Source organism: Streptomyces ureilyticus, from assembly GCF_011045025.1.
GTDB classification, from domain to species: Bacteria; Actinomycetota; Actinomycetes; order Streptomycetales; family Streptomycetaceae; genus Streptomyces; species Streptomyces ureilyticus.
Genome location: NZ_JAAKZX010000234.1, coordinates 1 through 13,552, shown reverse-complemented (window position 1 = coordinate 13,552; position 13,552 = coordinate 1). Strand labels below are relative to the sequence as shown.

The 13,552-nt window shown below is 71.3% G+C and carries 17 protein-coding genes and 1 pseudogene; 15 read left to right on the top strand and 3 right to left on the bottom strand.

Annotated features, from left to right (window positions below; translation table 11 throughout):
• Positions 1 to 287: 287 nt before the first annotated feature.
• Positions 288 to 1,342: pseudogene (locus G6048_RS41025) on the top strand (PucR family transcriptional regulator).
• 100 nt (positions 1,343 to 1,442) lie between these two features.
• The gene (locus tag G6048_RS41020) at positions 1,443 to 1,904 is read left to right on the top strand and encodes a DUF1648 domain-containing protein (protein ID WP_165344697.1); all 462 of its coding nucleotides are present in this window, start codon (positions 1,443 to 1,445) and stop codon (positions 1,902 to 1,904) included.
• A 322-nt stretch (positions 1,905 to 2,226) separates the two neighbouring features.
• On the opposite strand, the gene G6048_RS41015 is transcribed toward G6048_RS41020, so the two are convergent.
• From G6048_RS41015 to G6048_RS41005, 3 genes are read right to left on the bottom strand one after another with little or no spacing between them, the layout of a single operon-like run.
• Positions 2,227 to 2,487 (bottom strand): hypothetical protein, encoded by a 261-nt coding sequence (locus G6048_RS41015; RefSeq protein ID WP_165344696.1) that lies wholly within the window; start codon positions 2,485 to 2,487, stop codon positions 2,227 to 2,229.
• A complete protein-coding gene (locus tag G6048_RS41010; protein WP_165344695.1) occupies positions 2,484 to 3,737 on the bottom strand; it encodes a cation:proton antiporter in 1,254 nt (417 codons plus the stop codon). The genes G6048_RS41015 and G6048_RS41010 overlap by 4 nt, the downstream gene beginning before the upstream one ends.
• Positions 3,738 to 3,741: 4 nt before the next feature.
• Positions 3,742 to 4,248 carry a cation:proton antiporter regulatory subunit gene (locus tag G6048_RS41005; RefSeq protein ID WP_206342759.1) on the bottom strand — a complete coding sequence of 169 codons (507 nt, stop codon included), beginning with the start codon at positions 4,246 to 4,248 and terminating at the stop codon, positions 3,742 to 3,744.
• 248 nt (positions 4,249 to 4,496) lie between these two features.
• On the opposite strand from G6048_RS41005, the gene G6048_RS41000 reads away from it, so the two are divergent.
• The 13 genes from G6048_RS41000 to G6048_RS40940 all read left to right on the top strand — a co-directional run bounded on the left by G6048_RS41000 (position 4,497) and on the right by G6048_RS40940 (position 13,478).
• Positions 4,497 to 4,889 (top strand): hypothetical protein, encoded by a 393-nt coding sequence (locus G6048_RS41000; protein WP_165344698.1) that lies wholly within the window; start codon positions 4,497 to 4,499, stop codon positions 4,887 to 4,889.
• Positions 4,890 to 5,523: 634 nt separating this feature from the next.
• Positions 5,524 to 6,177, top strand: coding sequence for a glycosyltransferase (locus tag G6048_RS40995; RefSeq protein WP_408056224.1), 654 nt, complete (start codon positions 5,524 to 5,526; stop codon positions 6,175 to 6,177).
• Positions 6,177 to 6,710: a hypothetical protein gene (locus G6048_RS40990; protein ID WP_165344694.1), complete on the top strand. Its 534-nt coding sequence runs from the start codon at positions 6,177 to 6,179 to the stop codon at positions 6,708 to 6,710. Before G6048_RS40995 ends, G6048_RS40990 begins: the two co-directional genes overlap by 1 nt.
• A gap of 20 nt (positions 6,711 to 6,730) precedes the next feature.
• Positions 6,731 to 7,912 carry a hypothetical protein gene (locus G6048_RS40985; protein ID WP_206342755.1) on the top strand — a complete coding sequence of 394 codons (1,182 nt, stop codon included), beginning with the start codon at positions 6,731 to 6,733 and terminating at the stop codon, positions 7,910 to 7,912.
• Between the two features lie 68 nt (positions 7,913 to 7,980).
• A complete protein-coding gene (locus tag G6048_RS40980) occupies positions 7,981 to 8,370 on the top strand; it encodes a hypothetical protein (RefSeq protein ID WP_165344693.1) in 390 nt (129 codons plus the stop codon).
• Between the two features lie 181 nt (positions 8,371 to 8,551).
• Positions 8,552 to 8,845 (top strand): hypothetical protein, encoded by a 294-nt coding sequence (locus G6048_RS40975; protein WP_408056223.1) that lies wholly within the window; start codon positions 8,552 to 8,554, stop codon positions 8,843 to 8,845.
• A 149-nt stretch (positions 8,846 to 8,994) separates the two neighbouring features.
• Entirely contained in the window at positions 8,995 to 9,492 is a 498-nt protein-coding gene (locus G6048_RS40970) for a hypothetical protein (RefSeq protein ID WP_165344692.1), read from the top strand.
• 98 nt (positions 9,493 to 9,590) lie between these two features.
• Positions 9,591 to 10,016: a hypothetical protein gene (locus G6048_RS40965; RefSeq protein WP_165344691.1), complete on the top strand. Its 426-nt coding sequence runs from the start codon at positions 9,591 to 9,593 to the stop codon at positions 10,014 to 10,016.
• Positions 10,017 to 10,205: 189 nt separating this feature from the next.
• Positions 10,206 to 10,379 carry a hypothetical protein gene (locus G6048_RS40960; protein ID WP_235990966.1) on the top strand — a complete coding sequence of 58 codons (174 nt, stop codon included), beginning with the start codon at positions 10,206 to 10,208 and terminating at the stop codon, positions 10,377 to 10,379.
• A gap of 20 nt (positions 10,380 to 10,399) precedes the next feature.
• Complete coding sequence (locus G6048_RS40955) at positions 10,400 to 11,254, top strand: relaxase/mobilization nuclease (RefSeq protein WP_165344690.1); 855 nt, start codon at positions 10,400 to 10,402, stop codon at positions 11,252 to 11,254.
• Between the two features lie 13 nt (positions 11,255 to 11,267).
• Positions 11,268 to 11,963 carry a hypothetical protein gene (locus tag G6048_RS40950; RefSeq protein WP_165344689.1) on the top strand — a complete coding sequence of 232 codons (696 nt, stop codon included), beginning with the start codon at positions 11,268 to 11,270 and terminating at the stop codon, positions 11,961 to 11,963.
• Between the two features lie 26 nt (positions 11,964 to 11,989).
• Complete coding sequence (locus G6048_RS40945) at positions 11,990 to 12,736, top strand: hypothetical protein (RefSeq protein WP_165344688.1); 747 nt, start codon at positions 11,990 to 11,992, stop codon at positions 12,734 to 12,736.
• A gap of 334 nt (positions 12,737 to 13,070) precedes the next feature.
• Positions 13,071 to 13,478: a hypothetical protein gene (locus G6048_RS40940; RefSeq protein WP_165344687.1), complete on the top strand. Its 408-nt coding sequence runs from the start codon at positions 13,071 to 13,073 to the stop codon at positions 13,476 to 13,478.
• The last annotated feature ends 74 nt before the right edge of the window (positions 13,479 to 13,552 follow it).

Genomic DNA, 13,552 nt, shown 5'->3' with positions numbered 1-13,552 from the left:
GCCCCACACCCCCGGTGCCCGCCGCTTCCGCACCCGCAGCAGAGCGCATCGACGCCGCACACACGAACAGCTGAGCAAGCCACAGTTGCGGCGCGTGGGGCAAACGTCTCTGCCGCCCGGGACGATCAGCCTCGGCCCGTGGTTTCGCTCGCTTAAGTGACCTGCAACCAGAGCCTGGACGGGCCACGGTCGCGATCGGCTCGCCCGGCGACCGTGGACCCAAGGGGAGACACCAGGCAAGACCACCGGAGAAGGGGCTGTCAGCCCATCAAAGGATCGGGGGGCACGTGACAGTACAGGAGAAACCCAAGGAGTTCCTGGACGGCTACGGCCAGATCCTGGCCGAGGCGTCCGCGACCGGCCGCCGTCTCACCCGAGAAGAGCTGACGTCACGCCGCGCGCTGGGCGCACAGGCCGCCGAGGCCGGATACGGATGGCGTGCCCTGGTCCGCGAGCACCTCGCGGCCAGCCGAGCCGCCTGGCCCTCCACAACGGACCTGGCCAGCGTTCTCGGCGCCGTTCAACAGGCCATCTACGCCTTCGCGGAAGGCTATGAACGAGCGCAACGCCTGGTCGTACGCCAGGAAGAGGCGGCCCGGCGGGAGTTCATCGACGACCTGCTCCACGGACGCGGTGACCTGGGCCGCATCGCCGCACGCGCCGAACGGTTCGGGCTGCGCCTGTCCCACGCCCACGCAGTGGCGGTAGCCGAGGGACCAACCGCATACGACGAAACCGACCCGGCACCCCGGACCGTGGAGAGCGAACTGGTCGGCCGCTTCGGCAACCGCCACATCCTGCTCACAACCAAGGACGGGCGGATGGTCTGCATCGCCCCCGGCAACCAGGATGACGTCCTCACCCACTTCGCCAAGCAGGCCCACGCCGCCACCGACGGCGGCCGGGTCGCCATCGGCCGCCCTCAACCAGGCGCGGGCGGCGTCGTCCACAGCTACGAGGAAGCACTCAACGCGCTGGACCTGGCCCAGCGCATGGGTTTCGACGAACCACTGCTACGCGCCGCCGACTTGCTGGTATTCCCGTCCTGGCCCGCGACCGGCAGGCACTGGTGGACCTCGTGCACAGCACGCTCGGCCCACTGGAACAAGCACGAGGCGGGGCGCAACCACTGCTCGACACGCTGATCACGTACTTCGACGCCAGTTGCGTGGCAGCCGAAGCGGCACGGCGGCTGTCTCTGAGCGTACGAGCCCTCACCTACCGCCTGGAACGCATCCACACCCTGACCGGCATCAACCCCACCGACCCCATGCACCGCTACACGCTCCAGACCGCGGTGATCGGCGCACGGCTGCTCGACTGGCCGACCACACAGGTCTGACGCCGCTCAGCACGGGCTACCGACCGCCGAGCCCGGCGTGGAGGTGCCAGCACAGTTCGAGCCGCACTCCGCACACAGCAAAGAAGGGCGTGAATCACACATGACGGCGACAAACATGTCGAACCGATACTTCACACGTCGCGCAGCCCCAGCCGTTGCTCCCTTCCTGGCAGGAGCGATAGCGACAACGATCGCCTTCTTACTGCTCAAGGACTCGTTTCCGAGCAAGGTGGCCACTCACTTCACCCTCGACGGGACCGCCGATGGGTTCAGCTCACCTGCGACGGCCTTCGGCCAGTACATGCTGTTATTCACCGCCGAGGCCGCCGGCTCTGTCGCCGCAGTGTTCTCGGCCAAAGCGGCCAGCAGGGTCCGGCCGCTCGTTGTCTTCTCCTGCGCGCTGTCAGCGGCAACCACATACCTTCTGGTGGCGGCCATGCAGGCCAACACTGCCCGCGACAGTGAAACCGCTCAACTGCCCCTGTACCAGCTCGCTATGGCTGTCGCCGTAGGCGCCGTCACGGGCGCAGTGGGGTGGCTCCTCTCGCGCAGGCGGGCATGAGAGGCACCGCACGCCGACACGGCCGGGCACCACCCATCGTGCCGGCGGCAGGGTTGCTCCTGATCGCAGCCATCCTGATTGTCTGCGCCGCCTCCTGATCACCGGAGCCGTCAATGCCACGGTCTCATGATGCGGTCACAGCATGCTCGGCACTCCTTCCGCGGCGCCGATCGACCCTCCACCACAGGGAAAGGGGCCTCAGCCCCGTCCCACCGAACAAGGAGGCTGGAGCTGCCAGCGGAACCCAAGCCACAGCACGATCCCGCTGCGCAAAGGAAACGCCTTGTGGCCCACGCTCACCAGTAGCAGCCAAGGGCCCTGCTCAGCGCCGGCGGTGCTGGCGTCGGGCGATTCGCCACGCAAGATAGACCGTGCTGACGGGCCACAGGGCGATCAGCACGGCGAGCACCAGGGCGCTGGAGGCAGGGTGTTCTGCGGTGTCCGCCCGCCACCCTGCATCCCGGCGAAGGAGACGTGGAAGATTCCTGCCGATCCCGACAGCGCCGCCGACGTAGACGGCCAGCACGGCAAGCGTGAGGGCCGCCTCCGGGCTCACGATCGCTGACCAGGTGTCTTCGTTCACGGGCGGCCTGTGCTGTCCTGTTCCTTCGCCGATTCCTGCGGGCCGCCGGATGCTGGCACCGCACTGCCAGTCGCGCTGTCGGCCGATGCGCTCCTGCGGCGCGTGAGCGCGGTAGCAAGGGGCTCGGTCCAGCGAGCGGTAAGAGGGCCGAGGATGACGAGGATCAGTACGTAGGCGGTGGCGAGCGGGCCGAGGGACGGTTCGATACCGGCGGTGACGGCGAGGCCAGCGATGACGATGGAGAACTCGCCACGGGCGACCAGGGTGCCGCCGGCCCGCCAGCGGCCCTTGACCGAGATACCGGCCCGCTTGGCCGCCCAGTACCCGGTGGCGATCTTCGTGCAGGCGGTGACGACGGCCAGGGCCATCGCGGGCAGGATCACCGGCGGGATGCTGGCCGGGTCGGTGTGCAGCCCGAAGAAGACGAAGAACACCGCAGCGAACAGATCCCGCAACGGGCTGAGCAGATTGTGGGCGCCCTCGGCGGCCTCCCCGGACAGGGCGATGCCCACCAGGAACGCGCCCACGGCCGCGGAGACCTGCAACTGCTGGGCGATCCCGGCCACCAGCAGCGTCAGCCCCAGCACCGCCAGCAGCAGCTTCTCCGGGTCGTCGCTGGACACGAACCGGGAGATGACCCGGCCGTAGCGCACGGCCACGAAGAGGACGAGCCCGGCGACGCCGAGCGCGATGGCCAGGGTGGCACTGCCCGCCGCCAGGCTCGTACCCGCCAGGAGCGCGGTAATGATCGGCAGGTAGACGGCCATGGACAGGTCTTCGAGCACCAGGATGCTCAAGATGACCGGGGTCTCGCGGTTGCCGAGACGTTCCAGGTCGCCGAGCACTTTGGCGATGACGCCGGAGGACGAGATCCAGGTGACCCCGGCGAGTACCACAGCGGCTACCGGCCCCCAGCCCAGCAGCAGGGCCATGGCCGCGCCCGGCAGGGCGTTGAGTGCGGCGTCCACCAGACCGGCCGGGTACTGGGTCTTGAGGTTGGAGACCAGATCGGTGGCGGTGTATTCCAACCCGAGCATGAGCAGCAGCAGGATCACGCCGATCTCGGCGCCGATCGCCACGAACTCCTCGCTCGTCCCCAGCGGCAGCAGCCCGCCCTCACCGAAGGCGAGCCCGGCCAGCAGATACAGCGGGATCGGGGAGAACTGAAGGCGTCCGGCAAGGCGCCCGAGCAGGCCCAGGCCGAGGATGATCGCGCCGAACTCGATCAGAAAGACAGCAGAGGAGTGCACCCGGTCACTCCCGCCCAAGTATGGCGGCGGCTGCCTCGACGCCCTCGCGGGTGCCGATCACGATGAGGATGTCCCCGCCGGCCAGCCGGAAGTCCGGGGCGGGCGAAGGAATCGCCTCCGCCCGGCGCAGCACCGCCACGATCGAGGCTCCGGTCTCGGTCCGCATCCGGGTATCGCCCAGCACCCGGCCGTTCCAGTACGACAGCGTGGACAGTTCGATCCGTTCGGCCACCAGGCCCAGATCGGTGGTAGACAGAAGATTCGGGCTGTGGTGGGCGGGCATCAGCGCGTCGATCAGCGCCGCCGACTCCTCCGCGGTGAGCCGCACCGACAGCGCGCACGCGTCAGGATCCTCTTTCTGGTACGCGTTCAGCGTGCGGTTTCCGTCCCGGTGCGCCACGACCGACAGCCGCCGGTTTTGACGTGTCGTCATGTCGTATCGGACGCCGATGCCCGGCAACGGCGTACTGCTCAGGCGTGTAGCACCCACAGCTGTCCCCTGTCTGTCCATCTTCTCGTCTCGGCCGGATGCCACCGAAGCGTGTTGTCGCGGCTTCCTGGACGGTTCAGCGGCCCGGCCTGCGGCGGCTGTCGCTGTGACGTCCGCCGTCACCTTAACGGGCAGCAATGGCCGACCGGTGGGGGTCACCGCGCGAGCGCCCGATGGAAGAATTCACCTGCGCCCCGGAGGCCGGGCCCCGGCGAGAATGCCCGCCCCGTCCTGCCGCGCAGCAGGGGGTAAGAGGAAGGACCGTGAGCATGATCGAGTGGGTGCAGCTCAGTACAGGGGCCAGGGCCGTTCCCCAGCCCGTCGCCACCCCGCTCGTCTGGTCCGCGGCCTTCACCGGTGCCCTGCTGCTGGTGGCGATCACCAACCACTTCGGCGGGCACGGACACCCCACCACGGCCCTGATCGCGCTGTCCCTCCTCGCCGCCCTGCTCGGACTGTGCGCTCGCCTCACCGCCGCACCCGGCACCGCAGTGCTGTGCTGGCTGTTCCTCAACGGCTTCGCCATCCCGCCCGCCGGACAACTCACCTGGGCCGGACACCGCGACACCACCTGGCTGGCCTGCCTGCTCGCCGCGACCGTCGTCGGAACCGCCGTCGCCCGCATCGTCAACGCCCGCGCCGCGTACCGACGCATCACCTAGCAGGTTCATAGCGCCGCGTCGGCGATGAGGCGGCGGCAAACCTCAGGGTGTCCAGTCACAACGCCCTCCCCGCGGGCCGCTGGCACGAGGCTCCGTGGGGCCTCCGAGGCGCCGGCCTACCCCGGCCAAGCGACCGCAACATAGCCGACGATCGCCGGTTTGGGTAACCGGCGATCGTCGCGACCATTGAAGCTCACCCCGCACCCCCGAGCTTCCCGCGGAGAACATGGAAAACGCGCCCTTTTTGGGAACCCCGACGGCCCTCGACGCCAGGACCCGCTACCGGCGGTGACTACCGCTCAGAACCTCGCAGGCGATTCTGCCCATGATCAGCCAACACCTGCGCTGCTCACCAGATGCGGATTCCGGTGTTTCCGCAGGAGCCAGTGCTCACGAAGTCGCGCTCCCTGCAACGCAACAGATGTCGGCGTAACTGCCTACGCCCAAGGCGACTTAACGGGCGCGCCGTCCGCGATGGCCAGCGCGCCCGTACGCCGACACCCGCACCAACTCCCACCGCCCCACCGAATGGAGACCCGCATCCCCGCACGCATACGCCACCCCGGCAGACCTCCCAGATCGAGCGCTGTCCGTCCGCAGACCGCGGTCTCGCACGGGCGCACCCCTCTCCGACGTGAGGGCATCACCCGGTCCGTGCGTGACGTCTGCCACAATTCCAGGAGTAGTTGGCCTCCAGAAAGCGACACCGTGGTCCACCTGGCATCCGAGCGGAAACGAGCGACCGGCGCGTCGTAAAGCGACACGACCTGCGTGGGACACAGGGTTTGCCGCGACTAACGATGACGAGTTCACTTGCGACGCCATGGCCGTACGGCTGCACGCCCTGGAGACGACCGGCCTGGGCTGGTGCGCGGGATACAGCGAAGACCTGCACCCGGACGGCACGACCTCGCTGTGGCGGTGCCCGACGCCGCCCGGCCGGCACGAGGCCGGGGACGTGTCGACGTACTGGAAGAACCCTGCGGACACCATCCCGCTCGGCCCGACCACGATCCTCGCCCGCACCGACCTCGTACGCGCAGCACCGATGGGCGGGCTCGTCCAGGGCGAGGACTACATGGCCGCCCTCGGCGTCACCTGCCTCGCGCCCGGCATCCTGCTGCCCCTCCCGGTCTACCGCTACCGCAAACACCCCGGCCAGATGACCCGCCAGGACGCCTACGACGCCCTGGAGGCAAGCGCTCGGCGGCATGCGTGGAACTTCGGACGCAGCCTGCGGACCGCCCTCCGCGGCCTGGAGCCGAGCGATAGAGGCGAGGCACCCTGATGCCCGCCTCCGCCACCCAGGCCGCCCTTAACTACCTGGGCCGGCACCTGGACGAACTCGCCGATGCCTTCCCCACCAACGCCGCGGCGGTCGACGTGGTCACGCTGACGGACGACATCAACCTCCTGGCCCACCACCTGCAGTACGCCACCGAGCGCGCGCAGGAACGGTTCACCGTGCCGGAGACGGTCTACCTGCCGGAACGGGTCGCCTTGGCTCGGCTCGCCGAGGCCGCTGCCGGGATCGCGGGCGCCCTGAACGTGCTCACCGAGGCCCTGACCTACGCCGCGACCGGCTTCCACCGGGAGGCCCTGCCGGACCTCGCCGCCTCCCCTCTGCGCAACGACCCCGAGGTGATGCGGAGCATCGCAGCCGAGAAATACGCCGAGGCCGCCGCCCGGCTTCGCGCAACCGCCACGGCCCTGCGCCCTGCGCCCGCCCCGGCGGCACCTTCCACACCGCCCGCGGCCGCGCTACGGGCGCAACCGCCTGCCCATGCCGGGCCTCAGCCCCGCCAGCGCTTGCAGCGCTGATCCCCTCGAAAGAACCCCGCATGCCTTCCCATCCCCCTGCCGAGATCACGCTCGTCTTGAGTGCCAGCGCCGGCATCGTCGCCGTCGCTCACGGCGAGAGGTACCGGTGGGCCCAGACCGCACTGCAGCGCGTCGGATTCCAGCGCCGCGACAACGGCACGTCCGCCCTGGCGGTCAACGATCCGCAGGCAGCGCGCGACACCGTGCACCAGCTGATCCGTACCGCCCGCCGCCACCAGGCCACCGTCACGGCCAGCAGCCGGCGCTACCTCGGCGACATCGCCGACGAGATGGCCGCCCACCTGCCGGGCCAGTGGAGCGCCCGGGTCGGTGTGCACAGCCACCCGGTGTGGCAGCACGACCTGGTCCCCTGGTTGTGGGATGCCGGCGAACTGATCCGCGCGGTCCAGACTGAGCGGCTGCCGTATACGGCGGTCCTGACCGACGGCACGGGGATCGAGCTGCTGCTCGTCGAACGCCCCGGACACCAAAGCGACTACCTGCTCGGCGCGTTCGCCCCGAACGGCTTCGACGAACACGTCGCCAAGACGAGCCCGCCGGGCAGCATCGTCCTGCCCGCCGCACCCGAGCAGGCCGCCCGCGCGATCGCCGACCGGTTCCTGCCCGCCTACCACCACGCCCTTCATGCCCGGCGGTGGGCCACCGTCGCCTTCGCGCTGGAGCGGATCCGCGAGGAGTACGACACCCGGCAGGCGGTCAAGGAGTCCGGCCGCTTCAGCGACGCCAGCCCCCTGGACCCCGGCCACATCCCGGACCTGGAAGGGCAGTTCGCCGACTTCGCCTGGCAGGAGTTCCGTAACGTCCTCACCCACGCACCGGCCCTGCTCGATCAGTGCCGCCCCGCCACGACCGGCCGGCCCGAGGACGCCGCCGCACTGCAGCGGCTGCGCGATGCCCTGGTGCGGGGCACCGGGATCCTGGCCGGCTGGAACGCCCGGCTGGAGGACCTGCGGGAGACTCCCGAGGTACTGCCCGCCGCAACGTACGGGGAGGCGAAGGCCGAGCGTGACGCGCGTGTGCTGCCGGTGATCGAGGCATGGCTGGCCGACGGCGAGGTGTTCCTGCGCCATCAGGCCCGCGCCGCCGCCCCGCCCCACCCGCTCGCCGTACGGGACCACGGTGTCCTCCCGCTCCCGCCGGCTCTGCCCACGCCTCCCGGTGCGAGTCCCGCGCGCCGGTGACCTGAGAAGAAGGGCCCCTACATCTGTCTGACCACTTCTGCTTCGGCGCCCACCCCGAACACGGCTTCGTGGCCACCGCCACCGCGAACATTCCCGCGCACCTGGCCCACTGGTTCCTTATCCGCGAGCAGTTCGAGCCCGTCCCCGATACTCCGGGCCTGTACCGGCTCACCCACCCCGAACAGGACGGTATCCGCCGCACCCGCCAGGCCGTCCACGACCTGCGCCGCCACGGCTACGAGGTGCAGGCCGATTACGCCCTCGACCCCACCCGCACCCCCGGCCCGCCCAAGCCGGCGGCACGCAACGGGCTGAGGGATCGCCGCACCCGCATCGCGCAGGCCGCCGCCACCCGCTCCCCGCAGCGACCCTCCGTTGTGGCGGCCACGCCCGGGCGGCCCATGCCGCAGCCGGCCGCCGACCATGCCCCGGCGGCCGGCAACGGGCGGGGCCGGTGAGCATGAGCGACGAGGCGATCCGCATCACCCGCGGCCGGGGTGGCGAAGTCGAGGCCGCGGGCACCTTCGACGCCTTCGCCGCAGACGTGCTGCGCCGGGCGGGCTTCCTGACGGCGACGCCCCGCCGGTGGGTGTGTTCCGGCGGGGCGGTCGTCGGCAAGGTGTCGTTTTCCTCGGCAAGGTGCCGGTGGTTCAGTCGCCGACCACCTCGCTCACCGCCACGCAGCACGGCCACGACGCGGGCCCGATGGTCCGCCTGCAGGGGCGGCAGATCGCCGCCCGGCTCGCCGCGCTCGGCCGGCAGGTCGACTTTCTCACCGGCGAAGTGCACGAGGCGGCCGAGGACCTCGGCGCCACCGTCGCCGTCCTGCCGCCGCACCGCACCCCCGGGCCACGGATCCGACCGCGCCCCGCCCTGGACACCACGCCGCCGTCGGCACCGCCGCGCACCTCGGCACCCACGCGGCACCGCTAGAGCACTGCCCAGCCCGTACCTCGACCGCGCCGAAGGTCCGCCCGGCGCGGCCGACGCCGCCGCCGCACCCAGAAGGACCGGCGCTGCGACGGCTGTACCTCGCCCACCCCAATACGCCCTTTTCTGATCTGACTTGAGGAGATTTTCCTATGGCTGTCCGTATGCAGTGGACCGTCGAGCACGCCTGCGGCCACGAGATCACCCATGATTTGTCCGACCGTCCCGCCGACCGGCGGGCGGGTTTCGCCCGCTGGCTGGCCGGCCGGGACTGTACCGACTGCTGGAAGGCCGCTCGTGAGGCCGATACCCAGTCCAAGGAGCAGTGGCTCGCCGCCAAGCGCGCGGAGGAGCAGCAGGCCGCCGCCGAGTGGGCCGAGAAGTTCGGCATGCCGTCGCTGGAGGGGCCCGAGAAGGCGCTGGAGTGGGGTGAGCGTTCCCGCCACCAGCTGATGGCCGCCGCGCACACCGCCCTCGTCGTCGAAGGCACCTGGGACGAGGCGGACTGGGCGGAGCTGGAGGACAAGGCCCGCGCGATCACCCGGGCCGGGTGGTGGATCGACCAGAGGGACGCAGAGGGCCCTGACCTGCTCGAACTCCTCGACGCCGCCAGCGAGTCCGACCGCGGGACGGAGAACCCGTTCCGCTGACAGCGGCCGGACCATAGCCGGGGATCGCCGGTTAGCCAAACCGGCGATCCTCCGGACCATTGATCCTCCCGCCGCCCCCTCCGTGTGGAAGGACCCGCATGATCCCGCCCCCGAACGCCCCGGTGCTCGCGCCGCCGCCCGACCCGCTCACCCCTGCTCGGGACATCACCCACGCCCACTTCCGGGCCGGCGACCAGGTCGTCGTCCTCAAGGGGGTGGCCGGCGGGGAACTGTGGGGGGATGCGATGCGCGTGGTCGCACCGTCCTGGCACACCCCGACCGACGAGGACGGATGGCGACTGCGCGACGCCACCGGAGGCGCGCAGACGTACCTCACCGCCCACCCCCGCTACCTTGTGCACCTCTCGCGCCGCTGCCCGGACTGCCTGATCTACCTGCGCGCCATGGAGGACCGCCTCCTGCCGAAGTACGCCGCGCACAACGCGCTGATCGACTGCGGCTGGTACGCCACCACGGCCCTCGGCCAGCTCGTGCACGTCGCCGACGCGCGGGGCGGCCGGTGAGCCTGCCCGTGCGCTGCCCCGGCCGTGCGCTCGCTCTTCTGCAGGCCCGGTCCTGGGCCACCGCTACTCCGGCGGACCCGTCCTGTCCTGCCCGCCGGGCAACCGACCTGCGTGAAGCCTGGACCAGGGTGCGGAACGGCTCCTTACCCTCAGCACCCGGCCGTCCTTCGACACCGGCAAGGCCCGGTCGTGCTCTTCCGCGTGGTCGGCGCACTGCGCCGGCTCGGCCGATACGACGAGGGGCTCGCGGCAATCGACCGCGCCCTGGACCTTCTGCCACCGGGTGACATCACGGTGCACGCCGATCTCGTGCGCGAGCGCTCCCTGGTCACCGCCGCCAGGGACCTGCACCAGCACACCTAAACCATCGGAGGCAGACCGACGTGATCCCACGCGTCAACGAACGCACCCACGCCCCGCACGACCCACTCGGCGAAGCACTGGGGCGTGCGGTGACACCGGAGGAGGGCCTGACCGAGCACACCGTCGTCGCCTACTGGCCGGGCCTTGACCGGTACACCCTGGACGACGAGCAGACGACGTGGACGTCCGCCCAGTGGGCCGAGCACCTCGAAGATCCGCTTCTGGAGAACCCGTTCGCCGCCAGCCCCCGCGGGGACCGGCATGCGATCTTCCACCTCGAGGTCCGGCTCCATCCCGACGACCGTGACCTGAGCGGTGCGGAGTGGGCCGAGGTCGCCCACCGTCTCGCCCGCGCCGCTGGCATCGAGATCCCCGGCGACGAGAGCGGCTGCCAGTGGATCGCTGTCCAGGCCAAGCCCGGACGCCTTGATTTGATCGCCAGCCTCATCCGGCTCGACGGCACCTGGCAGCAGCAGCCCGGCGGCCTCCTGCGGCGGCTCGCGGACGAGGCCCGCCGCATCGAGCAGGACCTGCGCCTCACCCCCGTACCGGTCACACCTGGACGCCGGGCCGCCTCTCGGTCGGTGCCGACCGCATCGGGCCAGCTCGCGACGGTCCTCTCGCAGCTCGCCGACGAGAAGTCCGGCCCGCTGGCCACCGTGCGCGGCCTCGTCGAGCACACCGCCCACCGCATCGCCCGACAGCCCGGCGCCGCCGGCCCCGACACCGCGCACCGTCTGGAGCTGATCGCCCGCCGCCTCCACGGCATCCAGCAGGACCTCGCCACCACGGCCGCCCACCTCGACACCCGGCCGTGCCCGCGCGTCGCTGCCCCCTCACCGCCCGCCGCCCACGCCGCCCGGCGATCACCATAGGAGAAACGCTTCTTTGCCCCTCGCCGACCGCTTCCTGACCGTCCGCCGCGATCCGCACTCCGATCAGGTCCTCGCCCGCGGTGGCAACCCCGAGGCCCACAGCCTCCTCCAGCGCGCGGGCTTCGTGCCCGTGGTCCGCCTCCAGGAGACCTACCACCGCGCCCCCACCGGACTCTCCCCGGACGACGAAACCCGCCTCGCCGCCGAGGCGGTGGCCCGGCTCCGGGCCGTCGGCTACCACGTCGACTGCGACCAGGATTTCGACACCGCCCGCCGCCCGGCCCGCGATCTGCCGCTGGGCGCTTCGGTGGTCCGCCTCGCCGAGCGCATCCGCGCGGCCACCACCACCGAGGAGGTGGCCGACGCTCTGACCGAGCTGACCGCCTCCCATGACGGCGTCCTCGCCGCCATCGAGCAAGTCCTGGACGCCGCCGCTGATTTCCACGACGGCCTCGGCGACGCGGCCGACCCGCACATCGCCCGGCGGCTGCGCTACCTCGCCGACGAGCGCCTGCACGTCATCCGCACCGACCTCGCCCACACCCGCAACGACCTCGCCGACCGGCACGCCCCGCATCCGCACCGCATCTCCTGCGGCCATGAAATCGCCCTGGACGAGCACGAGGCATCCGCCGTGTGCGCCTGCCCGTCCCCGCCGCGCACCATGCCACCCCCACCACCGCCCGTCGCCGCCGGACTGCGCCGCTGACACCTACTCATCCCGCCAAGGACACCATGCACAACCACGAAGACTCCGAGCGCCTCGCCTCGTACGCCGACGTTCTCGCCAGCGAACTGCCCAGCGCCTGGGCCAGTACCTACCACCCGCCCGAGCACAAGGACGACCTGGTCGAACTGGCCGACCGGATCTGGGACCTGGACCTCGTCGCCGAGTCCCTCGCCCAGCATCCACTCCGGCAGGCGGCCGTCCTGACCCGCAAGGACGGCGCCCAGCTCGTCGTCCTCGACCGGCACGACGAACGCGACGGATTCCTCATCGCCGCCGTCGCCCTCCGTGATCTTCCCGACGAGGCGTACCGCGGCGTGCGCGAGCCCAACGGCATCGCCCTGACCGATGATCCCTTCCTGGGCGCCAAGCAGGTCGGCGGCGATCTGCTGGCCCGCTACGACACCGCGCTCGCCCAGGTCCGCCACCACGCCGTGGCCGGCGTCCAGCCGTCCCAGCCGGAGCGGGTCGTTTTGACCTGGCAGCCGGACGGCAGCCTCGCCGCCACCCCGGTCGGCGAGACGGCCACCGCCGTACTGGCCGCCAACGGCTTCGTCCAGGACAAGCAGACCGGCATCTACCGGCTGAGCGGCGACGACACCGCAGCTCAGGCGCGCGCCGTTCGCGAGACCGGCCGGCAGCTCGACGCTCAGGGCATCGCCACCGCGCTCCAGCACCCCTCGGGCCGGATCGCGCCCACCGCCGCACCGCCGGCCCCGGCTGCGCCCCGGGCCTCGACGACCAGGGCTCGATGAAGCAGAACGAGCCCGACTTCCTGGTGCTGGAGTGCCTCACCCTCACCAAGGACCCCCGCACCGGGCTGGTCGTCGCCATCGGCGGCATCCAACCAGCGGACGGCATCCTCCAGCGAACCGGCGGCTTCCTCAACGCCCCCGGCCCCCGCGGGGACTACCACCATCTGCCGCACGGCCTGACCGTCGAACAGCAGCAGCTGAAGGCCACGGCCTCGTCGCCCGCAATCACGCCGCACGCACCCCCGACCGGCCTGCATCCACTCCTGCGCCGCCGAGCCCGGCGAAGCAGCCGACCGCTCCCGCACTCTGCCGCCGCTGAACTGGAGAACCGTTCATGGGCAACCGTGCTGACGAGTACGGCACCGACGTCGAGATCTACCGCAAGGCCCTGTCGACCACCATCCACGCCGACACCCCGACCGACGCCTCCGAGCAGCTCCTCGACCTGCTCGACCAACTCGGCCTGGAGCGGAAGGAAGTCCGCACCGCCGGCCCCGTCTACATCTGGCACGAGGCGCCCGCGCACCTCGACGCCGACGAGCAGCGGCGTCTCGCGACCCGCGCCATCCCGGCTCTCCTCATAGCCGGATACCAGGTCAACTGCACCCCCGAGGTGTTCGACAAGGCCGCCTACCAGCAGGCCATGCACGACATACGCGCCCGCCGCACCCGGCACCGGGCCCACACCCCCGTCCCGGCTCCCGCAACCTCCGCCACCGCTTCCCCCCGGCATACCCCGTAAGCCCGAACGGCGGCCCCGGCACCCGCGCCGGGGCCGCCCCCGCCCTCACCACCGACCGGAGACCCCCGTAGCAC